Below are 23,062 nucleotides of genomic sequence, written 5' to 3'. Positions count from 1 at the left end.
GGTAATTAGCTCCTATTGACCCCAACAATAGAGGCTTTAAGCTGATCAATAGCTTGCTTAGGTGCATAGTGACTAAGCTCTTGTATGCACCTATCGAAAGCAAAAGCGACAGCACCTTTTTTATGATTTCTCGCTAGAACCTCGCATTGAGCAAACAAGTGTTGTGGATTGCCACCGACTTCAAATGCTGTATGCAACGCTTTACTGGCTTCTAGAACATCGCTTTTTTCTAGAGCTAGACCGTACACGTACCAATAATGAGCATTAGTTTCACCAATTTCTGCGGCGCGTCTAAGTAGCTTTTTCGCATCATCAGCTTTGCCTTGACGCAACAAAGAAAGACCTGCGCTGTATGGTAACGTGCTGGATTTAGGTTGAGCTTTCATCCCTTGTTGTAGCACCGTGAGCGCAGCTTCTTCTTTACCTAGGTGACGATACAAATCTGCTAGGTTAACGTAGCTATTTTCGAAATAGGGTTCGATGCTGATCGCTTGTTTATACAGCTCGGCCGCTTTGTCGATTTCACCTAAGCTGCGGTACACATTCGCCAAATTGGTTCTTCCGAAACCACGATCGGCATTAAACTCTTGAATTTCCATGTACTCTTCTAAAGGCGATTTAATGATATCTTTTTGTAAAGGGGTCATTTGTGCGTAGTTCGCTACCAGCACCGAGGCAGCTTCCGCTCTCACTGAAAGCACCGGGTCACCAAGCAATGGCTCTAGAATCCGCCACCGATCATGAAATTCATAACCAGACGAGCCTGAAATTGCCCCTAATCGAACCATTTCATTCTCATTCTTAACGGCCCTAGCCAAAGATACTGTTGTATTTTGGTCAGTATTGCCCCCCATTCTCTCCAGGGCTGAAGCACGAATAATGTCTTTTAACGACGAATCCTGAGCAGAGTATGCCAACGCATTTGCTGCTCCTTGATGACCAATTGAATCCGCATAAAATGCGACAGCAAAATGTTGCTGATTACGATACTTCGAATTCGGGTACCATTTTGCTATCTGTTCATCGGCCCATTGATTGCTTTTATCTTCATGGCATGACATGCAAACATTGGGCGTTCCAATATGTTTGCTCAAATCCGGTCGTGGAATATGCCAACTGTGGTCTCTACGAGGATCGACTTGCATGTAAGTCGTTTCTGGCATGTGACAAGTCGTACATTGCGATGCTTCAGATCCAGCCTTATGAAAGGTATGCTTTTCAGGTGTATATTCCGATGCAATATGGCATTGCGAACATACTGCCTCTTCTGGGATCGTCAATTCTGCCGTGTGTGGATCATGACAATTAGTGCACGTGACCCCCTTCTCCGCCATTTCAGATTGAAGAAACGAACCATAAACATAATCTTCGTCGTAAATCTGTCCATCATGATAGTAGAGTTCAGGTGTTATAAGACTTAAGCGATATTTATCAAAAAAGGAACCTTTAACATGATCACCTGTTTCATTTAACTGGGTTCGGCGACTATGGCATTGAGCGCATGTTTGCACTTGATTGGTTGCTTCAATTGATTTCGGCTGTAACGTACTATGGCCTTCCTCAAACACCCAATCCGACACTGCTTTAGACAAATTTCGATCAAAGCCATAATGGCTGTCATGCTCAAAAGACGTGCCAGCATTTTTGTATTTCTTGGCCAGTTCTATGTGCTGACTAGCGGGACCATGGCATGCTTCGCATCCCACATTAATCTCTGACCATGAGCTGTTGTAAGTGTTTTTGTCTACGTCGTAATTCTTCTTTAGGTTCGTTGAATGGCAATCAGCACACATGAAGTTCCAATTTTGCCCGGTATTGGTCCAATAGAATTCATCCGTTGTTGTCGTTTCTGGATAAAGATGAAACCAACGCTGTCCCCCTTCAACTTTAGCTCTTGTGTCCCAAGCAAAAGGAATAAGCTGCACGCGTCCATCTTCAAACTCGACCATGTACTGCTGTAATGGCTCCCAGCCAAATGTATAGCTGATCTTATAGTCATGCCATTGCCCGTCAGCACCTTGAATATTGACCCAAAATTCGTCGCCTTTTTTAAAAAAACGATTAGGCATTCCTTTGTGCGTTACAACATGGTTATCAAAATCACCACGTACAGAGGTTGTACTTGCATGCTTCATGGCCATATCGTGATGTGACCCTTTCCAGGCCGCTACCTCGTTTTGGTGGCAATCTATACAAGCTTGTGTGCCAGCATATTCCGGATTTAAGCCTGAAGGAATATTTGGTTTCTCTATTAATAACTCTTGAGAAAAAGCCATAAAACTGACAACAACGTTGACCAGCAATAAAATGCGAATCCGGCCTGCCCACTGACTCATAGATATCCTTATATTTATAATGTACAACCTAAATCAATATAGACACTAAATCACTGGTTATACAAATAATTACAAGCAATACATAACGACTTTAGTATTGCTTTAGGACCGTAAAACAAGCTAGCATCCTATTGTTTTTCATTTCCATCCCCTCTTCTACTACGCAATAAAAATAAGGCTCTTAAGTGATCTAAATCTACTTTACGAATCTCTACAAACTAACAGGACAACCCTATTTCTTCTTAATTAACAAATGGTTACTACCTAGCAATAACTTATGGTTATATCGAGTATAAGAGGATTTTTTCTATATACATCATTAACTTATGCAGCAACTAAGCATAAGGCTCACTTGTGCTTATCTTTACTCTCAACAATCTGGAGTTTTTATGGCAAATCAATTGAGCAAAATCGCTGTAGGCGCAGGACTGTTAGCGGCGTCCAGTGCTGCTATGGCAGCCGACAAACCGAATATTCTGGCAATTTTTGGTGACGATATCGGCTACTGGAATATCAGCGCATACAACCAAGGTATGATGAGTTACAAAACGCCAAACATCGACCGTATCGCGAATGAAGGTGCGTTGTTCACAGATCACTACGGACAACAGTCTTGTACTGCTGGTCGCGCTGCCTTTATTACGGGTGAAGAGCCATTTCGTACGGGTTTGTTAACAATTGGTATGCCAGGATCTGACCACGGCATACCTGATTGGGCGCCAACCATTGCAGACCTGTTAAAAGAACAAGGTTACATGACGGGTCAATTTGGTAAAAACCATTTAGGTGACCAAGATAAGCACTTACCGACAAAACACGGCTTTGACGAATTCTTCGGTAACTTATACCACCTAAACGCAGAAGAAGAGCCTGAAACTTATTACTACCCTAAAGACCCAGAGTTTCGTAAAAACTATGGCCCTCGTGGTGTCATTAAGTCTTATGCCGACGGTAAGATTGAAGACACTGGCCCGATGACACGAAAACGTATGGAGCACGCAGATGAAGAGTTCCTAGAGAGCTCTTTGGCATTTATGGAAAAAGCAGTTAAGGCGGATAAACCCTTCTTTATTTGGCATAACGCCACTCGTATGCACGTTTGGACTCGCTTGCAGGAAAAATACCAAGGTAAATCAGGTGTAAGCATTTATGCCGATGGTATGCTGGAACATGATGATCATGTAGGTGTTTTACTCGACAAGCTGGATGAGCTAGGTGTTGCAGACAACACTATCGTTATCTACTCAACGGACAACGGCGCAGAAACCATGACTTGGCCAGATGGTGGCGCAACACCATTCCATGGTGAAAAAGGTACAACTTGGGAAGGCGGTATGCGTGTTCCTCAACTGGTTCGTTGGCCAGGCGTCATTAAGCCAGGAACCAAGATCAATGAAATGATGGCACACCAAGACTGGTTGCCTACATTATTGGCAGCTGCTGGCGTACCTGATGTAAAAGAAAAACTGGCAGAAGGCTACAAAGCAAATGGCAAAGAGTGGCGTGTACATTTAGATGGTTATAACTTCATGCCATACTTTGAAGGTAAGGAAGAAAAAGGCCCTCGTGAGTCGCTGCTTTACTTTACGTCTAATGGTGAATTAAACGCTGTCCGCTGGAATGACTGGAAACTTCACTTTGCAACGCTTGAAGGGAACCTAAGTAACGCAGTTCGTTTTGCTCCGAACTGGCCTAAAATCATCCACCTACGCGCTGACCCATTCGAAAAAGGCCCAAGCGAATCACAAATGTACTTGCGTTGGATGGCTGACAACATGTGGCTATTTGTACCTGTTCAAGACGTTGTGGGAGAGTTCTTTAAAACACTTCCAGAATACCCAATGCAACGTGGCACAGCGATGAACCCTGCTTCACTAAACTACGACTCTCTAAAAATGCAAGAGAAGCTGCAGCAACTAGACAAAGTTGAACAAGAAATCAGCAAGTTTAAGTAAACTAAGTTAACGTTAGTTAATCAGTAACATTAAGCCAGCAGACCATTCTGCTGGCTTATGTGTATCGCCACATAGGAACTTACTTAAATCGTCTGTTTAGACTATGCAAAAGTACAAACTGAAAAACAAAAAAGGAGAGCTAACCTGCTCTCCTTTGTATTTTAACCGTGGATAAACTAAGCCACATTAACCGATTTAGCTAAACTGCTACTTTGGAAAAACTCATCATGCAATGCGCAAATCGCGTGCTGGTATTCCTTATCACCGACAACAAATTGAACATTTACATTTCTCAATGATGAGTGCAGTGCAACTGGCGTAACGCCATTATTCATCAATGCAAGCACACCTTTCGCCAACGTCTTGTTGGTATCAATTTGAGAACCGATGGCTGAGATAAGCGCGACCATACGACCTTTAATCGAGGCATTCGGATAACGTTTCTCGGCTTTATACAATACTTTGTTTAAGCTATCTGTACTGCCACCTAGATAGTAAGTAATAGAGTTAGCGTTCATCTCTTTACCAACCAAACTTACACGAGCATCGGAGATGATTTCCATCAATTCGTAACTAACGTTATCGGCTTTTCCTACCATTGCTTGGTCAAACAAATGCAGTGCAAATACTTTCTCTTTACCTGCGATGATCTCGACTTTGTCTTCTTCTGGGCGGTAGCTTGAAGAGATCAAAGTACCTTCGTGTTCAGGTTCGAATGTATTTTTAATCTGTAGCTCAATACCACTTTCACGCAAACCCGCAGCGGCATTTGGGTGAATCGCTTCCATGCCAAGGTTGGCAAGTTGGTCTGCTACGTCATAGTTTGTACTACCAATTGGTAATACTTTTTCAGGGCCAACAACGCGTGGGTCCGCTGAGCTCAAGTGGTACTCTTTGTGAATTACTGCTAAATCCGCTTTTGTTATTGCTGCAATTCGGCTAAATGTCATCTCACTATAACCCCGGTCATAAGTGTGCATTAGGCCCTCTTTACAGTAAGCATAACCTGTCACGATTGGCAGTTCTTTTGATACATCGATATCAGCAAACGCGTCACTGATCGACTCATCAAGGCTTCTTGGCGCTTGATTATCCCAACCAGACAGGTCAACGAACTTAGCGTTAATACCCATATTTTTTAGTTTTAGTGCTGTGTTGTAAGCACTATGTGCCTCACCGATAGACGAGAGAAACTCTCGAATTTGAGGCAAGTACTGGCGCAACGAAAATTGACCGTACTGACAGGTTTCTAAAATATTCGCGATACAGTTTTTCGCTTCAGCAATGCGGGAGCGAATGAATTTATCCGCACGGATACGATTCATTGGGTCCGCAAAAATATTTTCATTGGTCAGCAACATACGGCTTTCAACGTACGCTAACGCTTCTTCCCATTTGTCGTCGCGTTTCGCGATAAGCTGATAAACGCCTGGTTTACTGGTTTTTTTACACTCGAGCAGCGCATCGGTCATGCCACCGTATGCAGATACGACAAAAATACGATTGTATGGTGTTTTGGGACGAAGAATAATATTGTCGAGAACAGCATCAAATGCTGTCATTGATGTACCGCCGATTTTTTCTACGGTAAATGTCATGATAAGCCTTTTTTGATTGGTAACTTTAAAAAGAAAAAAGAAGAGATAGTAAAGTGTGGGGTGGCAAAGCACCCCACCATCATCTTTTAGTCAACGAGAGGATAAACACCGTTTTCATCGTGCACTTCAGCGCCAGTAATCGGTGGGTTAAACACACACGCCATTACCATTTCTTTATTCTTATAAGCTCTCAAGTAGTGCTCATCGTGTTTATCAAGGATGTATAATGTACCTGGTTTGATTGGGTACGTTTCTCCACCTACAACTTCAATCTCACCTTCACCACTCATACAAAACACCGATTCAAGGTGGTTTTGATAGTGAATATGAGTTTCTGTATCTTCATAAATCGTTGTGACGTGGAAAGAGAAACCCATGTTGTCGTCTTTCAACAACATGCGGACACTTTCCCAGTTATCTGAAACAACACGTCGTTCGCTGTTGCGGCATTCATCTAGAGTTCTGACGATCATAATTAAAATCCTTATTAAGATGCTTGTTTGAAATGTTTCGCAGCGATAGTCTCTACTGCATTTTCAAAGATGCTTAGTCCTTGATCTAGCTCTGATTCGCTGATGGTTAGTGGACAGAAGAACTTCACAACTTCATCGTCTGGACCCGCTGTCTCTATCACCATTCCATTCTCGAAACAGTTTTTCGCGATTTCAGATGCCATGTCACCATTGATACATTCAATACCAACCATCATGCCGCGGCCTTTTTTCTGCACAAACATTTGTGGAAAGCGACGAACACAACGGTCAATAACAGCACTTACCTTGTCTGAACACTGCTTGATGTGTGTTTCAAAATCATCGTTTGCCCAGTAAATTTCTAGTGCTTTTGCAGCGGTAATAAAGGCGTGATTATTGCCACGGAACGTACCGTTATGCTCGCCTGGCTTCCACTGGTCAAGCTCAGGCTTAAGTAATACGACAGCCATCGGCAAACCGTAACCACCGATCGACTTCGATAGCGTCACGATATCCGGTTGGATACCAGACGGCTCGAAACTAAAGAAAGTACCGGTACGTCCACAACCTGCTTGAATGTCATCGACAATCACAAGAATGTCATTGGCTTTACAGATTTTGCTCAAACGTTGTAACCACTCGTTTGAAGCAGCATTTAAACCACCTTCACCCTGCACAGTTTCAAGAAGTACAGCGGCTGGTTTATCCATACCTGCAGAGTTATCATTTAGCATGGTTTCGAACAGCGCGAGACCATCTACGCCAGCGTAACCTTCAAATGGAATACGAGTGACGTTACTTAGACTAGAACCATTACCTTGTCTGTGATGCTGGTTACCCGTTGCAGCCAGTGCGCCAGCAGTACAACCATGGAAGCCGTTAGTAAACGCAACGACGCTGTCGCGGCCTTTTACTTTTTTAGCCAGCTTCAATGCCGCCTCAACAGCGTTAGTACCTGTTGGGCCCGTAAACTGAACCTTGTAATCCAAGTTTCTTGGTTTAAGGATGTAAGTATCCAACGCTTCCAGAAACGATGCTTTCGCTTCTGAGTGCATATCCAAACCGTGAGTAATACCGTCCATTTCAATGTACTCAAGCAACGCTTGTTTTAGTACTGGATTGTTATGGCCGTAATTTAGAGATCCCGCTCCAGCAAGGAAGTCTAAGTATCGTTCACCTTGTTCTGTTTCTAGCCAGCAGCCTTTCGCTTTACGAAAAACGACCGGGAAATTGTTTGAATATGAGCGTACGTTGGATTCCTGCTTTTTGAAAATATCCATGATGAGACCGTTTTTAATTCCTATTGTTTGAGGATTATTTGAGAGGAATGCGATACAAATATTCTGTATCGTGTTTGCCTTTAAAGTGGGCTTCTTCATCCAAAAATGTGCTTACTTGGCCAGAATTGCCGTTAATCGCATCTAACTTTTTGAACAGTGCCCAAGAGGCTTTATTATCTTCCGTGATGGTAGTTTCTACCGATTTAACACCGCCTAATTCCTCTCGGGTGAGAAGTTCTTTCAACATGCGGAATGCTAAACCATGACCTCTAAAGCGAGGTGAGACTGCAACTTGCCAGACAAATAAAACGTCTTGCTCGTCTGGTTTCTGATAACCGGAAATGAAACCTGCGATTTCGCCTTTTTGCTCAACCAAAATACTGGTTTTGCTGAAATGCGTAGACTGTAGGAAATTGCAATAAGATGAGTTCATGTCCAATGGAGGACAGTCTGCAATCAAGCTGTAAATGTCGTCACCATCAGAGATTTTAGGCTCACGAAAAATCCATTTTTTACTTGAGTCTTCTCCAATCTCTGGATAAAGGACCCAAGGTGCTGATGTGATCATGTGAAAATACATATCCTTTGAGGTCTAATTAAATTTCCTTTTTATTATGGGCATCCCTCGCGACTAAAAATCAAATAATCCGCCTTTTTATCGGTATTTTTGTGATATGGATCACAAAAATAAACCTATTAACCAAAAGTTAAAATAGTTCGAGGTCTAATTTATTAAATAGTCACCTAAATGCACAGTACAAAAAACAACCAGAATAAGACCATTTTCCATGCTGTTCATTTCTCAGAGAAAAATAGAAATCCAAAAAAAAGCGGCATGCTTTCGCATACCGCTTTTATCAATAATTTAACTGCTGATACTAGTTATTTTGATTTCTTAGAAACCGCCTTTGGACGAGGTTCATCCATCAAACCTTTTATCAAAGATACCGTTGCAACAAGCAAAACAATAGTAAATGGTAAACCAGTCGTCACCGCCATTGCTTGAGCAGCAGCTAGACCACCACCCAACATCAATGCAATCGCAACCAAACCTTCAAACGTACACCAGAACACGCGTTGTGGCGTTGGTGCATCGACCTTACCGCCCGCAGCAATAGTATCAATAACCAGTGATCCTGAGTCAGAAGAGGTAATGAAGAACACCACGACTAAGATAATGCCGACAAAAGATGTTATCTCAGCCAATGGCATAACATCTAACATGGCAAAAAGTTTTAAAGGCAGTTCTGCGTTAAACACCGCCTCATAGCCATCATTAACGTATTGGCTAATTGCGTTACCGCCAAAAGCCGTCATCCATAACACACAAACTGAAGATGGGATAAGAATAACGCAAATAATAAACTCACGAACCGAACGACCGCGAGACACACGTGCGATGAACATACCCACAAATGGTGACCAAGAAATCCACCACGCCCAGTAAAACGCCGTCCAGCCTTGAGAGTAATTCACATCCTCTCGTCCAAATGGCATAGATAAGGCAGGGATATTAGCCACATAGGAAACGATGTTCTCGAAGAAACCAGTTAAAATCGCAATCGTCGGGCCAACAACAATAACAAATAGCAATAGCAGTGCTGCAAGACCCATATTGATTTCAGATAAGATCTTCACGCCCTTATCGAGTCCAGCCACAACAGAGATTAAAGCGAGCGCAGTAATACCAATAATCAATATAACCTGCGTCGTATTGGTCATTGGGACATCAAACAGGAAGTTCAAACCCGTTGCGGCTTGAGATGCACCGTAGCCTAGCGATGTTGCTAAACCAAAAACCGTCGCTACCACTGCAAGAATATCGATAATATGACCAGTCCAACCCCATACACGCTCACCAAACAAAGGGTAAAAAATTGAGCGCATGGTGAGTGGCAAACCTTTGTTAAATGAAAAGATAGCCAGCCCAAGAGCCAAGAGCGCGTATATTGACCACGGATGAAGTGCCCAGTGGTAAATCGTCGCAGCCATCCCTAATGCCGAAGCTGCAGTTGCATCGCCCTCTGCACCACCTAGCGGTGCCCAGTCAGTACGTACACCATTCTCAACGCTCACGCCACCAATCGCAGAACTAAAATGGGACATCGGTTCTGATACACCGAAGAACACGAGACCAATGCCCATACCTGCAGCAAATAGCATTGCCAACCATCCGGCATAGGAGTAATCCGGTGTTGCTTCAGTACCACCGATTCGCACACGGCCCAATGGTGTGAAGATCAATCCGACACAGACAATGACAAAAATATTACCTGAAGCGAGAAAAAACCAGTCTAAATTGTGCAACAAACCCGCTCGTAGGTCTGCAAAAAACGGCTCTACCTGTTCTCGGAATAATAGTGTTATCACAACAAACATGACGATTGCTAAGCCAGAAATTGCAAAAACACGGTTGTGAATATCAAGGCCAAATGGGCCTACCTTTAGCGCAACGTTATCCTGACCAATTTGATAGTCAGTATCTATTGCGTTTACTTTTCCATCGGGGCGTTGAATGCCACCGTTATTATCGGTGCTCACGGATAATCTCCTTAAAAATACGTGACCAAGTTTAAATTACTTTCGTCGGAGTTCGAGTAATGAAACGTCTTCATCACTACCAAGCACATGTTCATAAAACATTGTTCTTATAAGCGGTTACTCAATCCGCCATCATAATCTTAAAGCCCCCTATCTCTCATTGCATTTTATTGTTTTCACCATAAATAACGCCTATTGCCAAACCGAAGATATTGGCATGTTTCGATTAAAGTGATACTGCAGTTGTGCTTGAAACAGCTCCGCAGTTGCTAACGCATCCGTCAGGGCATGGTGAGGTTGATAAGCAGGGAGGCCATATCTTTCACGAGCGTGCCCTAATCGTACAGAACCGGGTTTCTTGCCTTTCAACTTATTGATAAAACCTCTGCATTCACGGCGTTGTATCGCATACTCAATATCTAACGTATCAACGACAGGAAACTGTATCCCCTCTCCGATGCTATTTAGCAAGGCGTTATTAAAGAACTGCCTTTCAATGTTCTTATAGTGAACAAGTACCACTTTGCCTGACAACGCATCCAATATTTCACCCAAGATCTGAGACAGCTGCGGCGCGTTTTTTACCTCTGAGTCAGTGATACCGTGAATAATGACAGACTCGTGGTTTAACTCTCTGTTTGGGTTAACGACCCAATGAGCAGAGCCATTACATTGAACACGATCAATAGTAAACGGCACAAGTCCGATCGTGAGAATGACATCCTCTTCCGAGTTCAATCCTGTTGTCTCAAAGTCTACCGAGACAAATGGCACTTGTTCAATTGGTGTTTCCCCATTAACCATCGGTGTCGAATAATAGCGTTTGAGCCTCTCGTCTTTCGCTTCTTTAGCGAGTTGTTTGAACAACATTGACCACTCTGGCGTCTGGGATGTATCCAACAACGGTTGTTCTTTTTCTACATTTTTTGAGAACCACATTATTTGCTACTTCTCTGGTATCGAAACTTAATGAAGTTCTGAGCGTTACTTAGAATTTGAAATGCTGCTTTTAAGTTTCGACGTTCAAATTCAGACATGTTCTCCGGCTCAATATTGTTGTCTGGCTCTTCTCCATTTTCTATATCAAGGGCTTGGTGACGAATTCGAACCATGTAGATTAGCTCCATCGCATCCCTTAAATCCAAACCTCGACCTTTCGGTAAAATGCCAGCATCATTAATGTCATCTAAACGGTCGAAAGAGTTTTGCGATCGGGAACCGATTGCCAGAGAATGCACCCGTATTAAATCGGCCAACGGAGCCGTCCCCCTTCGCTTCAAGTTAATCGAGTTGCGATGACGACCATCTTTCTCCATCACAAAGTCTTTGAAAAAGCCCAGTGGAGGCGTCCTACGTATTGCGTTATACGCCATACAAGCAAGAAAGCGGTTATTTCTTTTCGCTCGTCTCACAATAAAGCTGCTTAATTGCTCCGCCCATTTCACTCGCCCATGCACACCGAGGAGATCAAAAAAGATATTACTATTTAACAATCTCTCAGGGGTTGGATTGTCTATCCAGTTTCCAAAGCATTCTTCCCATTCTGCACGAGTTTTTCGCCATTCTGGGTTGGTAGCCATAATGTCTCCAGTACAATAAGCATAGCCGCATGCCGCTAAACCATCACAAACAAATTTAGCAAACTTTTCAAAGTACTCTCCGTGAATCTCAACGTCATAACTGTTATCGAGAATAAGCGCGTTATCTTGATCCGTTACAATTAGCTGCTCATCCCTCGCCATTGAACCCATTGCGACTAAACAATAAGGAATGGGCGCTGGGCCGAACTCTTGCTCAGCTAATTCAGCGAGGCGTTGTTTGAAACTACTGCCTATAACCGACATGGCTCGACCAATCATGTGCGCGTTGGCATCTTCATTGACCATTCTTACGAAACAGTCTTTTACTTGTTCAGAAACCTGCTTGAGATCCTCGACACTGGTTTGCTGAAAAATAGAGCTCACTAGCAATAGGCTGTTCTGAGATTCGTAACGAACGATGTCCGTCATGCCAATAATTCCTATCGGCTTTTTATCTTTTAAAATTGGTAAATGATGCACGTTGTAACGCAACATGGTTAACATGGCCTCAAACACATAGGCGTTATAATCCAATGAAACCACGTCATAACTCATGACCTCACTCACTGGAATATTGGTATCAATACCTTGAGCTAGTACGCGAATGCAAAGATCGCGATCAGTCAATATTCCAAGCAGCTGCTCATCATCTTCTTCTGTGAGCTCCTCTGTCGGGCGAATAATGAGCAGAGAGGTGACATTTTCCTCTGCCATTAGTATCGCAGCTTCCTGAATTGAAGCCGTTGCCTCCAGAGTTACTGGATCTCTTGCTAAGATTTTACGTGCCTTAGCGGTGGTAAAGTCATTGCTTTCGGAGCGGCTAGATATTGCGCTTCGCAAACGCGCGCTATCTTCCAGTTCCATGTAGTCCGCAAAGTTTTCAAACTCATCACAAAGTTCATTGAAGATGTTTTCCGGAATACAGTAAACGAGAGTGTCTTCTATCGCTTTGGCTGGCATACGTACGCGGTTGTTCATCAACAACCCCATCTGACCAAACAGTCCACCAGCATCAATCCTGTTGTAAAGTTCACCTTTACGTCGATAAATCTCTACCGCCCCACTTCTCACCATATACAAGTCGCGGATCGTATCTCCGAAGTTAAGAATTTTTGTTCCTTGCCGAAAGTATGCAACCTCGGCATTGAGAGCAATTTTTCTAAGCTGCTCTTCAGGTAGGTCATCAAAAGGTGGGTACTGGCTAATGAAATTGAGCACTTCTAACTGTTCGGCTTCCATTTTTTATTCCATACGTTGCCTAAACTACAGCGATAAATATCACCCTGAGTGAAATCAAGCAATAAATAAATCTAAGGATAACAGTACCTAACCGATTTCACAGGACCAAGCCTTAACCAAAAATTAGAGCTCTAACCTTTTTATATGTAGAGTTCTAAGCTATCACAGCTTATATCTATGCAAGCGAGTTGAGTTGAAATGTACAAAAAAATTCAAAATAAATTCAACCCTACGTCAGGGCAACGTTATGGCGGATAAAAACACATCACAAGCAATTGTTTTAAATATAAAAAATAAGAATTGAACATACCTTGCTCAACGAATTCTCTATGCACGGCAGAACTAGTTAACCAACCCCCTTTCGTTGAAAGTTGAACTAAAATTAATTAGAGTACAAATCGTTAAACAGTTATAAACACACGAAAAAGGACAGATAACATGGATCCCATACTGGAAGTTAAGGGACTGTATAAAGTGTTTGGAGAAGACCCAGAGAGAGCCTTCTCGCTTATCGACAAAGGCGTCGATAAAGACGGTATTTTTGAACAGACAGGTTTAACAGTCGGCGTAAACGATGTATCTCTCACCATAAATGAAGGGGAAATTTTCGTAATCATGGGCCTTTCTGGCTCCGGGAAATCCACCCTTGTTCGACTTCTTAACCGGCTCATTGAGCCAACTAAAGGTAGTGTTTATCTCAAAGGAAGAGATATCGCCCACATCTCCGAGAATGAACTTCGAGAAGTTCGTCGTAATAATATCTCAATGGTGTTTCAAAGTTTCGCACTCATGCCACACATGACGGTGATTGAAAATGCCGCCTTTGGTTTAGAACTTGCCGGCATCGATGTTAATGAGCGTCAGAAAAGTGCCCTTTCCGCCTTAGAAAGAGTGGGTTTAGACCCTTATGCAGAATCTTTCCCTGACGAATTATCCGGTGGTATGAAACAGCGCGTTGGTTTAGCGAGAGCGTTAGCCTGTGATCCTGACATCCTATTAATGGACGAGGCGTTTTCCGCTTTAGACCCATTGATCCGTTCTGAGATGCAAGATGAGCTTATTCGTCTACAGAACGATGACAAACGCACAATTGTCTTCATTTCTCATGATTTGGATGAAGCAATGCGCATTGGCGACCGTATCGCCATCATGCAAAACGGTGAGGTTGTTCAGGTTGGTACACCTGATGAAATATTACACAGTCCAGCAAATGATTATGTCGAAGCGTTTTTCCGCGGCGTAAACATCGCAAGTGTCTTGACAGCAAAAGATATCGCGCGCAAGAAGCCAGCGGCTGTTTTTAAGAAATCGGAAAATGACGGTCCAGGCTCTGCGATGCAGATTCTGATGGATCACGACCGTGATTACGGTATTGTCGTCGATAAATCTAGCCGATATTCCGGCATCGTATCTCTTGATTCACTACGTTTGGCTCATAAAGAAAACCGTTCGTTAGCCAGTGCTCAATTACCGGATGAAGTTACTCTTCAGCCTGATCAGTCAATTAATGACATTTTGGGTCTGGTTGCTGGTGTTCCTTATGCCGTGCCTGTCGTAGATGAGAAAGGAACTTACTTTGGTGTCGTGACTAAATCACGTCTTCTACAAACACTAGATAAGGATTAACACGATGTCTTCAGAGCAAACTAACAATGATCCCTGGTCAAATACTGCTCCTGCGCAAGATGATCCTTGGTCGCAAGGTACAGAGGCCGCGCCAAGTAATGATTGGCTCAACTCAGAAACTGTCGAGCAAGCACCATTCGATATTATGAACCCATTCCAAGATGCGGTTTTACCCCTCGATAGCTGGGTAGAGTCCGGTTTGAACTGGCTGGTGGAACATGGTCGACCTGTTTTCCAAGCAATACGAGTTCCAATCGACTTTATTCTAACGTCGTTTGAAACTGCTTTGGTGTCTACACCTGCGCCTATAATGGTACTCATTTTATTTTTGCTAGCGTGGCAGTTTTCCAATGTAAAACTTGGTTTTTCTACTCTTGTATCCCTTGTTTTCATCGGCCTAATTGGTGCGTGGTCACAAGCGATGACAACGCTAGCACTGGTGTTAACCGCCGTTTTCTTCTGTTTGCTTATAGGGCTACCAATGGGGATATGGTTGGCAAGGAGCCAAACCGCTGCCAAATTTGTTAGGCCAATATTAGATGCAATGCAAACGACTCCCGCGTTCGTTTACCTTGTGCCAATTGTTATGTTGTTTGGTATTGGTAACGTTCCTGGCGTAGTAGTAACGATCATTTTCGCCCTGCCTCCCGTTGTGCGCCTGACTATTTTGGGTATTCAGCAAGTACCTGAAGAGCTTATCGAAGCTGGCCACTCTTTCGGGGCAAACAAAAAACAGATGCTTTATCGCATCCAGTTACCGTTGGCGTTACCAACCATCATGGCAGGTGTAAACCAAACCTTAATGCTGTCACTTTCTATGGTAGTGATTGCTTCAATGATTGCTGTTGGCGGCTTAGGCCAAATGGTACTTCGTGGTATTGGCCGACTTGATATGGGTCTTGCTGCCGTTGGTGGCTTAGGCATCGTTATTCTTGCGATTTTGTTAGACCGTATCACCCAGGTGTTAGGGGTTAATGCGGGCAACACTAAACTTCGCTGGTATCACACAGGTCCTGTTTCATACCTATTAAAACTGAAAACAAAGACGAACCAAGACGATCTAAAACTTAGGAGAAACATCAATGAATAATTCATGGAAGAAAGCGCTCTCTGTTGGAGCTCTAAGTACTATCGCATTTTCAACTTATGGTGTGGCAAGTGAACTACCGGGTGAAGGTGTCACTGTTCAGCCTGTTCAATCAACCGTTGCAGAAGAAACATTTCAAACGTTGATCGTAAACCGCGCACTTGAAGAGCTTGGTTACGATGTTAAACCGACCAAAGAAGTGGACTACAACGTAGGCTACACCTCTATTGCTAAAGGTGATGCTACTTTCTTAGCGGTTGGTTGGTTCCCTCTTCACGCCGATAAGTACACGATGTCTGGCGGTGATGATAAGTTCTTCCGTAAAGGCCAATACGTAAGTGGTGCTGCGCAAGGTTATTTGATCGATAAGAAAACCGCGGAAAAATATAACATCACGAACATTGGTCAGTTAAAAGATCCAAAATTGGCGAAGCTATTCGATGCAAACGGCGATGGCAAAGCGGACTTAACTGGCTGCAACCCAGGTTGGGGTTGTGAAATGGTTGTTGAACATCAGTTGGATGCTTTCAAACTTCGTGACACAGTAACACACAACCAAGGTAACTACGCGGCGATTATCGCTGATACAATCTCACGTTACAAAAAAGGCGATCCGATTCTTTACTACACTTGGACACCGTACTGGGTAAGTGGCGTTTTAGTTCCAGGGAAAGATGTTGTGTGGTTAGAAGTGCCATTCTCTTCACTTCCTGGTGAGCGTAAGGACATTGATACGACACTAGAGAACGGGAAGAACTACGGCTTCGAGATGAACTCTATGCGCATCGTTGCCAATAAAGAGTTTACAGAAAACAACCCTGCTGCTGCAAAGCTGTTTGAAATCATCAAACTAAATATCAATGATGTTAGTGCTCAGAATATGATGATGAGCCAAGGTAAGAACAGCTCAGCGGACATCGAGTCTCATGTAAATGGCTGGATCAAAGCGAACCAGAAAAAGTTCGACGCATGGGTCGAAGAAGCGAAGAAAGCCGCAATGTAATCATGCCTTTATCAATCTCTAGAGCCAGTTGGTGTTATCAACTGGCTCTTTTTTTACACAAACGCCCCTCCCCCTTACATAGACATACCAACACTTACACTACTCGACCATAAACCCACATTATAATTCACGTTTATTTCACGCTTGCTTTGCTAAAAACAACACAACATAACAATTAAGCTATTCGAATAAATATGAAAAACTTATCAAAGAGCTCTGTGTGGGGGCCTTTGCAGCCAATTGCTGCCTTTTCTTTGTTTTCGCTTCTATTTCTGTCTATCTCAAGAGTTTTGCTAGCTTTTTGGCAGATTGACCGTATTGACTCTCTAAACGACTTAATTTACATCCTAGGTCAAGGTTTGCGCGTAGATATTGCAACGCTTTGCTGGTTATTTATTCTTCCAGCACTGTTTTCAACCTTCATGCCATTAACCGGTAAGATGGGAGAGTGTTGGAAGCGAATATTACGCATATGGATGGTTTTAGGGCTTTGGGTGCTTGTATACATGGAGCTAGCAACAGCGCCATTCATTCAGGAATACGACCTACGTCCAAACCGCCTGTTTGTGGAATACTTAATCTACCCAAAAGAAGTCTTGAGTATGCTCTGGACTGGCTACAAATTAGAACTGTTTATTGGTGCGTTAGGTACAGTTTTAACCATCACTTTAGGTTGGAAGTGGAGTAAGAAACTGACCGATAAGGCGCAGCAGGTCAACTGGAAATGGCGACCACTATTGGCACTTTTCGTTGTTCTTTTTGGGGTTGCAGGTGCTCGATCATCTTTAGGGCACCGCCCGCTAAATCCTGCTATGGTCGCCTTTTCTAACGATCCACTGCTTAACGACTTAGCACTGAACTCATCTTACTCATTGTTGTTTGCGGTTAATAGCATGAAGTCAGAAAAGAGCGCGGAGCAGTTCTACGGAAAAATGGACACTCAAAAGATGTTGGAATTAGTTCGCACTTCATCAACAAAGTCCGACTTCACCCCTTCATTACTCCCAACCATGAACAGTAACCCCGCGACTTACCAAGGTAAACATAAAAACTTAGTGATTTTGCTACAAGAAAGCTTAGGCGCCCAATTTGTCGGTGCTTTGGGTGGTTTCCCTCTAACACCAAACCTTGATGAACTCATGAAGGAAGGTTGGCAGTTCACACAAATGTACGCCACTGGTACTCGTTCTGTTCGTGGAATTGAAGCCGTAACCACGGGCTTTCCTCCATCTCCATCTCGCGCGGTAGTGAAGCTGAGTAAAAGCCAAACGGGTTTCTTTACCATCGCGGACTTACTGAAAGCTCAAGGCTATCACACGCAATTTATTTACGGCGGTGAAGCCAACTTTGACAACATGAAAACTTTCTTCTTTGGTAACGGTTTTGATCAAATAGTAGAAGAAGATGATTATAACAACCCAAGCTTTGTTGGCTCTTGGGGTGTTAGTGATGAAGATCTATATAACAAAGCAAACGAAGAGTTTGAACGCCTTTCAAAAAGCGACAAACCTTTCTTTAGCTTAGTTTTTACGTCAAGTAATCATAGCCCTTATGAGTATCCGAAAGGCAAAATTGAGCCATACGATTCAGAATATATGACGCGTAACAACGCCGTAAAATATTCCGATTACGCTTTGGGCACTTTCTTTGAAAAGGCGAAAAAGTCATCTTATTGGGATGATACCATTTTCATTGTAATTGCAGATCATGATGCACGTGTTTCTGGCGCTAACCTTGTTCCGGTTAAGCACTTTCACATTCCAGCATTGATCCTTGGTAAAGGCATTCAACCACGTAAAGATGACCGCATAGCAAACAACATAGACATGCCGCCTACACTGTTATCTCTGATTGGGGTAGATGCTAAAACACCGATGATTGGTCGTGATTTAACGAAGCCACTGGCTCGCGAAGATGAACGCGCAATGATGCAATACGACAAAAACTTTGGTTATTTAACGCGCGACAATCTCGTTGTGCTTTCCCCTGGTGAAAAGGTATCGACCCTGGCGTACGACTTTAAAGACCAAACCATGGAGCCGCTAGAGGTGGACGAGTCTATTGTCGAGCGTGCAAAAGCAAACGCATTATTTGCATCTAAAGCGTATCAAAACAACTGGTATTCCTCCAAACACACTCATTAATACCAATGATTGCGCTGATAAAAAGGAGCTAAACGGCTCCTTTTTCTTATTCTTTCACTTACCTTCGAGAATGTTCTACTGACAACTCCTGTCGTTCCTTTCCGTTAGATTGCCCCTACTACTTCTAATTGATTAAGGAACAAACCATGCTGACTATCAATTCATTCGTTCTCTACGTTGAGGACATCCACATAAGCCAAGTTTTTTATTCGAAACTGTTCGAACGCAAAGTCACGCAGTTGTCTCCAACCTTTGCCGCTATTCCAATGACCGAAGGCTTAACGTTGACACTCAAGCAAAGAGATAATCTTTCACCCCACAGCGGAATTAGAGGTGGTGGCACCGAGCTGTCTTTATCAGTGCCCAACAGGCATACGTTAGAGCGCATTTACAAGCGCTGGAAAGACCTAGGTGTTGAGTTTGTTCAACCACCAGCGACATCAGTGTATGGGTTAAATTTTATGGCTATCGATCCAGATAAGCATCGCATTCGTGTTTTCATAAATGAATAAAAATGCGTTAAAAATGCTTTTTACCCATTCCCAATGTGACTTCAATAAATTAGACTCAAGGAAACATTAAAAGCGGCGTAGTAATAAGAAGGAATGCCCATGAGCTCAAGTATGATCCTTAGCGAATCCCTAATCGAGAGCGGAAGAGATATCCCCCTCAAAGAACTGCTTTATGCAAAGCGCGTGCTGGATAACTACATGGCAGTAGCCAAAGAAAGTAGCCCGCTTGAGCTATTAACTGAGATGAAATCGGCAGCAAAGCAAGTAGAATACTTTACAACGACGAGTAACCCGTGTGAGGCTCGTAATGTCATCAGTCAGATGATTGATAAAATCGACACCGCGGAATCTTTTGCTTCGTTCAAAGCATTAGCAGGTAAGCCATCTCAAGCACTCAATGAACTAATTGAAGATCGAGCTCAGCTGATTAAACACGAACGAGAGCTCCTGCTCGCCTCAGGCTATGACGCCTCACGAATCTAATATACGCGACAGGCTAAAAGTCATAGCTAACAACGAAAAAGGAGCTCTTAAAGAGCTCCTTTTGCTTTTCAAAAATCGGATACAAAAGACTTAAAGGCCGATATCTTCCGTTATTGCTTTGATTTGTTTGAGGTCCATTTTATAGACTTCAATCATTTGATCGACCTGACTTAGTCGTGAATTAGCTTCATCATGTTTATCACACGCGTCCGACTTCACGTCCCAAGATTTGCCTTCTAAAAATACGTCACACTCTTTCTTGAGTTTCTCAATCTTAGGTAATAATTTCGACCGTTCTTTCTCGAGAGACTCTAATTCTTGCGAAATTTTTAGCTCTTTCTGGAATACTTCGCGGGACCGCTCAAACATAGTCGCTTGCATATCCGCTTGACGACTCAACTTCTCATTTTCTGACTTCGTCGTGTTGATCTTATCTGCCTGCTGCTTCAATTGAGACTCTAGTGACAAGTTGACCTTCTCGACCTCAGTCAATTGCTTTTGCAACTTCTTAAGTGCTTTCTGATGAGCTTCATCTTTCGCGGCGAGTAACTCACTAACTTGGTTTTGTATTTCTTGGTCGATCGCCTCTTCACGCACTTTTACTTGAGATGCCAACTGGGTTTTATCTTGCGTTAGTGCTTGATACTTTTCTTCTAATACGTGGTAAGTCGATTCCCACTTGTTCGCAGTGACAACCGATCCAACAAGGCCACCAAATGCCAAGCCTAACACCGCAGCGATTGCGATATAGATATGCGTACGTTTGTCACGCTCTTCAATGACAACTACGTCGTCTTGCTCTTCCATTTTGTTCTGAGAACTCACCGTATACTACTCCAAGGACTCTTTTACTTTGCTAGCGGATCAATTCCGCAAACATAATTGATGCTGTATAAATCAGAAATGCGCCAATTAATGTTATAACGGTCGCTTTTTGGACTTTTTCATTGGTTCGATAACGAAACAGCACAAATGCTACTGCAATCAACACCGCAATGGCTAATAATCTGGTCATACCGCCTCCTTGTCCACTCATGAAAAACTGCCTAGGTCCGTAGACTGTTTCACAAAGGTTCATTGTAACCCATTTATACGTACCATAAGGTCAACTTAGCGTAGATTTTAAAATAAGTGCTCCGATTTTAATCAATTTTGTGTCCTTAATTGAATAACTTATGTCGTAACAATCGAAACACATTTATCGTTCTGAAGTGTTTTTGGGTTCCATTCCCTAACCCAATAAATTTTATTTATGCCGTGACTCGCACAAAAAGATTGGCAAACATACCTTCATGAAAATAGATGAGGTTATTTCATTGAAAATAAATTGACATAGGGTGTTGAAATGGACCAAAAACATGATAGAGTTCACACGTTAATGATGACCAGCATCATTAACTAACCTTTACTCATTTAATTGAGTAATTGTTCCGATGAAGACTGCAGGAGAGTGGTTATTAATCAAATTTTAACATTTGATTAGCATAACTCGCCGAAGAATTAACTATTTCAGGTGCTACCTAGGTAGCGGGGACTGTAGTTGGAGGAACCTCTGGAGAGAACCGTTAAATCGGTCGCCGAAGGAGCAAGTCTTGCACTCACGCAAGGTGAAACTCTCAGGCAAAAGGACAGAGGAGTGGAAAGTTACAACCTAACTATTTTGCTTGGCCTTCCCGCCTACAACCAATAGCTTAGTTCTTTTAGAGATCGTTGATCTCGTCCTTTCCCTCTTCTCCTTATTAGTTGTTTTATTAAGGGGAAATCATGAACAACCTACAATCTTTACTACAAACCATCGATAATTTTGTCTGGGGTCCACCGCTGCTTATTTTGCTAGTAGGTACAGGTGTTTACTTCACTTTTAGCCTTGGTTTGATCCAGTTTAAACACCTCCCAACAGCGCTAGCGATGGTATTCAGTAAAGATAAGTCATCTAATACTCAAGGTGACGTTTCTAGCTTTGCAGCTCTTTGTACTGCGCTCTCAGCAACAATTGGTACTGGTAACATTGTTGGTGTTGCCACAGCAATCAAACTCGGTGGACCAGGCGCTCTATTCTGGATGTGGCTCGCTGCCCTTTTCGGAATGGCGACTAAATACGCCGAATGTTTGTTGGCGGTTAAGTACCGAAGAGTCGATGATAAAGGCCAAATGATTGGTGGCCCAATGTATTACTTGCAATACGGTGTTGGCTCAAAAGCTCTCGCGATCATGTTTGCAGTGTTTGCTTTGGGTGTTGCTTGTTTTGGTATCGGTACGTTTCCACAAGTAAACGCGATTCTGGATGCAAGTGAGATATCTCTTGGTGTTAACCGTGAGCTATCTGCCTTCGTACTAACTCTTTTGGTTGCTTTCGTAACTTTGGGTGGCATCAAATCCATTGCTAACGTTGCAGGAAAAGTGGTTCCTACCATGGCTGTATTTTATGTGTTGGCGTGTTTAAGCGTGATCATCATGAATGCAGACCAATTGTTCAATGCCGTTGAATTAGTGCTGGTTTCAGCCTTTACATCAACAGCAGCGACTGGTGGTTTTCTAGGTGCAAGCATCATGTTGGCAATCCAATCAGGTATCGCTCGCGGTGTGTTCTCAAATGAATCAGGTTTGGGTAGCGCGCCTATGGCAGCAGCAGCAGCGAAGACAGACTCTTGTGTTAAACAAGGCCTAATTTCAATGACGGGTACCTTTTTCGATACCATCATTATTTGTACCATGACAGGCCTTGCTCTAATCCTGACCGGTGCATGGCAAAGTGACCTTGCTGGTGCCGCGATGACGACTCATGCTTTTGCGGTGGGTTTAAATGCAGATACATTTGGCCCTATGCTCGTCTCAATCGGTTTGATGTTCTTCGCTTTTACCACCATTCTTGGTTGGAACTACTACGGTGAGCGTTGCGTTGTGTTCCTGTTCGGAACTAAAGCTGTGCTTCCATACAAACTGATTTTCGTTGGCTTGGTGGCATCTGGTGCATTCCTTCACCTCGATATGATTTGGCTACTGGCTGATATCGTAAACGGTCTGATGGCAATTCCTAACCTGATTGGTTTGATCGCACTGCGTCACGTCGTACTGGCAGAAACCAAACTGTTCTTTAGCTCAACATCGCAATCAGGTGAAGCAGTGAAAGCTTAGTGAAACGACAGCTGTTCGGTCACAAACTACCAGTAACGGAGAGCAAAGCACATTAGAAATGGTAAAAACA

The 23,062-nt window shown here is 43.1% G+C and carries 18 protein-coding genes and 1 riboswitch; of the genes, 8 read left to right on the top strand and 10 right to left on the bottom strand.

Going from position 1 to position 23,062, the window contains the following annotated elements:
- Window positions 1-5: 5 nt before the first annotated feature.
- The gene (locus tag MTF70_RS12305) at window positions 6-2,336 is read right to left on the bottom strand and encodes a tetratricopeptide repeat protein (protein ID WP_033905215.1); all 2,331 of its coding nucleotides are present in this window, start codon (window positions 2,334-2,336) and stop codon (window positions 6-8) included.
- Window positions 2,337-2,725: 389 nt separating this feature from the next.
- Here MTF70_RS12305 and MTF70_RS12300 point away from each other — a divergent pair, with 389 nt between their 5' ends.
- On the top strand, window positions 2,726-4,291 hold the full coding sequence (locus MTF70_RS12300) for an arylsulfatase (RefSeq protein ID WP_005377767.1): 1,566 nt from the start codon (window positions 2,726-2,728) through the stop codon (window positions 4,289-4,291).
- Window positions 4,292-4,467: 176 nt separating this feature from the next.
- Here MTF70_RS12300 and MTF70_RS12295 read toward each other — a convergent pair whose 3' ends face one another.
- From MTF70_RS12295 to MTF70_RS12265, 7 genes are all read right to left on the bottom strand, one after another.
- The gene (locus MTF70_RS12295) at window positions 4,468-5,889 is read right to left on the bottom strand and encodes an aspartate kinase (RefSeq protein ID WP_005377768.1); all 1,422 of its coding nucleotides are present in this window, start codon (window positions 5,887-5,889) and stop codon (window positions 4,468-4,470) included.
- A gap of 86 nt (window positions 5,890-5,975) precedes the next feature.
- Window positions 5,976-6,362, bottom strand: a complete 387-nt coding sequence (locus MTF70_RS12290) for an ectoine synthase (RefSeq protein ID WP_047100662.1) — start codon at window positions 6,360-6,362, stop codon at window positions 5,976-5,978.
- A gap of 14 nt (window positions 6,363-6,376) precedes the next feature.
- On the bottom strand, window positions 6,377-7,642 hold the full coding sequence (ectB, locus tag MTF70_RS12285) for a diaminobutyrate--2-oxoglutarate transaminase (RefSeq protein WP_017820939.1): 1,266 nt from the start codon (window positions 7,640-7,642) through the stop codon (window positions 6,377-6,379).
- 34 nt (window positions 7,643-7,676) lie between these two features.
- Window positions 7,677-8,210, bottom strand: coding sequence for a diaminobutyrate acetyltransferase (ectA, locus tag MTF70_RS12280; protein WP_047100663.1), 534 nt, complete (start codon window positions 8,208-8,210; stop codon window positions 7,677-7,679).
- Window positions 8,211-8,524: 314 nt separating this feature from the next.
- Window positions 8,525-10,183, bottom strand: coding sequence for a BCCT family transporter (locus MTF70_RS12275; RefSeq protein WP_005377772.1), 1,659 nt, complete (start codon window positions 10,181-10,183; stop codon window positions 8,525-8,527).
- A gap of 192 nt (window positions 10,184-10,375) precedes the next feature.
- Window positions 10,376-11,122 carry a 3'-5' exonuclease gene (locus MTF70_RS12270; RefSeq protein WP_196363362.1) on the bottom strand — a complete coding sequence of 249 codons (747 nt, stop codon included), beginning with the start codon at window positions 11,120-11,122 and terminating at the stop codon, window positions 10,376-10,378.
- Window positions 11,122-13,002: a DUF294 nucleotidyltransferase-like domain-containing protein gene (locus tag MTF70_RS12265; protein WP_005377775.1), complete on the bottom strand. Its 1,881-nt coding sequence runs from the start codon at window positions 13,000-13,002 to the stop codon at window positions 11,122-11,124. Before MTF70_RS12265 ends, MTF70_RS12270 begins: the two co-directional genes overlap by 1 nt.
- Window positions 13,003-13,440: 438 nt before the next feature.
- Here MTF70_RS12265 and proV point away from each other — a divergent pair, with 438 nt between their 5' ends.
- The 6 genes from proV (at window position 13,441) to MTF70_RS12235 (ending at window position 19,857) form a co-directional block, all read left to right on the top strand.
- A complete protein-coding gene (gene proV / locus MTF70_RS12260) occupies window positions 13,441-14,628 on the top strand; it encodes a glycine betaine/L-proline ABC transporter ATP-binding protein ProV (protein ID WP_005377777.1) in 1,188 nt (395 codons plus the stop codon).
- Between the two features lie 4 nt (window positions 14,629-14,632).
- Window positions 14,633-15,718, top strand: coding sequence for a glycine betaine/L-proline ABC transporter permease ProW (proW, locus tag MTF70_RS12255; protein WP_005377778.1), 1,086 nt, complete (start codon window positions 14,633-14,635; stop codon window positions 15,716-15,718).
- Complete coding sequence (gene proX, locus MTF70_RS12250; RefSeq protein ID WP_005385703.1) at window positions 15,711-16,718, top strand: glycine betaine/L-proline ABC transporter substrate-binding protein ProX; 1,008 nt, start codon at window positions 15,711-15,713, stop codon at window positions 16,716-16,718. The genes proW and proX overlap by 8 nt, the downstream gene beginning before the upstream one ends.
- Window positions 16,719-16,912: 194 nt before the next feature.
- Entirely contained in the window at window positions 16,913-18,862 is a 1,950-nt protein-coding gene (locus MTF70_RS12245; RefSeq protein WP_205460933.1) for an LTA synthase family protein, read from the top strand.
- 146 nt (window positions 18,863-19,008) lie between these two features.
- Window positions 19,009-19,374 carry a VOC family protein gene (locus MTF70_RS12240; RefSeq protein WP_017820936.1) on the top strand — a complete coding sequence of 122 codons (366 nt, stop codon included), beginning with the start codon at window positions 19,009-19,011 and terminating at the stop codon, window positions 19,372-19,374.
- Window positions 19,375-19,473: 99 nt separating this feature from the next.
- Entirely contained in the window at window positions 19,474-19,857 is a 384-nt protein-coding gene (locus MTF70_RS12235; RefSeq protein WP_005377782.1) for a hypothetical protein, read from the top strand.
- Window positions 19,858-19,947: 90 nt separating this feature from the next.
- Here the strand turns inward: MTF70_RS12235 and MTF70_RS12230 are convergent, their stop codons facing one another.
- Together MTF70_RS12230 and MTF70_RS12225 are read right to left on the bottom strand one after the other, a co-directional pair.
- Window positions 19,948-20,682, bottom strand: a complete 735-nt coding sequence (locus MTF70_RS12230) for a chromosome partitioning protein ParA (protein WP_025998562.1) — start codon at window positions 20,680-20,682, stop codon at window positions 19,948-19,950.
- A 31-nt stretch (window positions 20,683-20,713) separates the two neighbouring features.
- Window positions 20,714-20,872, bottom strand: coding sequence for a hypothetical protein (locus tag MTF70_RS12225; RefSeq protein WP_005377784.1), 159 nt, complete (start codon window positions 20,870-20,872; stop codon window positions 20,714-20,716).
- Between the two features lie 527 nt (window positions 20,873-21,399).
- Window positions 21,400-21,499, top strand: a riboswitch (glycine riboswitch).
- 122 nt (window positions 21,500-21,621) lie between these two features.
- Between MTF70_RS12225 and MTF70_RS12220 the strand changes: the two genes are divergently transcribed.
- Window positions 21,622-22,992 (top strand): sodium:alanine symporter family protein, encoded by a 1,371-nt coding sequence (locus tag MTF70_RS12220; RefSeq protein WP_047100667.1) that lies wholly within the window; start codon window positions 21,622-21,624, stop codon window positions 22,990-22,992.
- The last annotated feature ends 70 nt before the right edge of the window (window positions 22,993-23,062 follow it).

It is taken from the genome of Vibrio sp. 2CM40D, from assembly GCF_023161825.1.
Lineage (GTDB): Bacteria > Pseudomonadota > Gammaproteobacteria > Enterobacterales > Vibrionaceae > Vibrio > Vibrio alginolyticus.
This window is presented reverse-complemented; position numbering and strand designations above follow the sequence as displayed.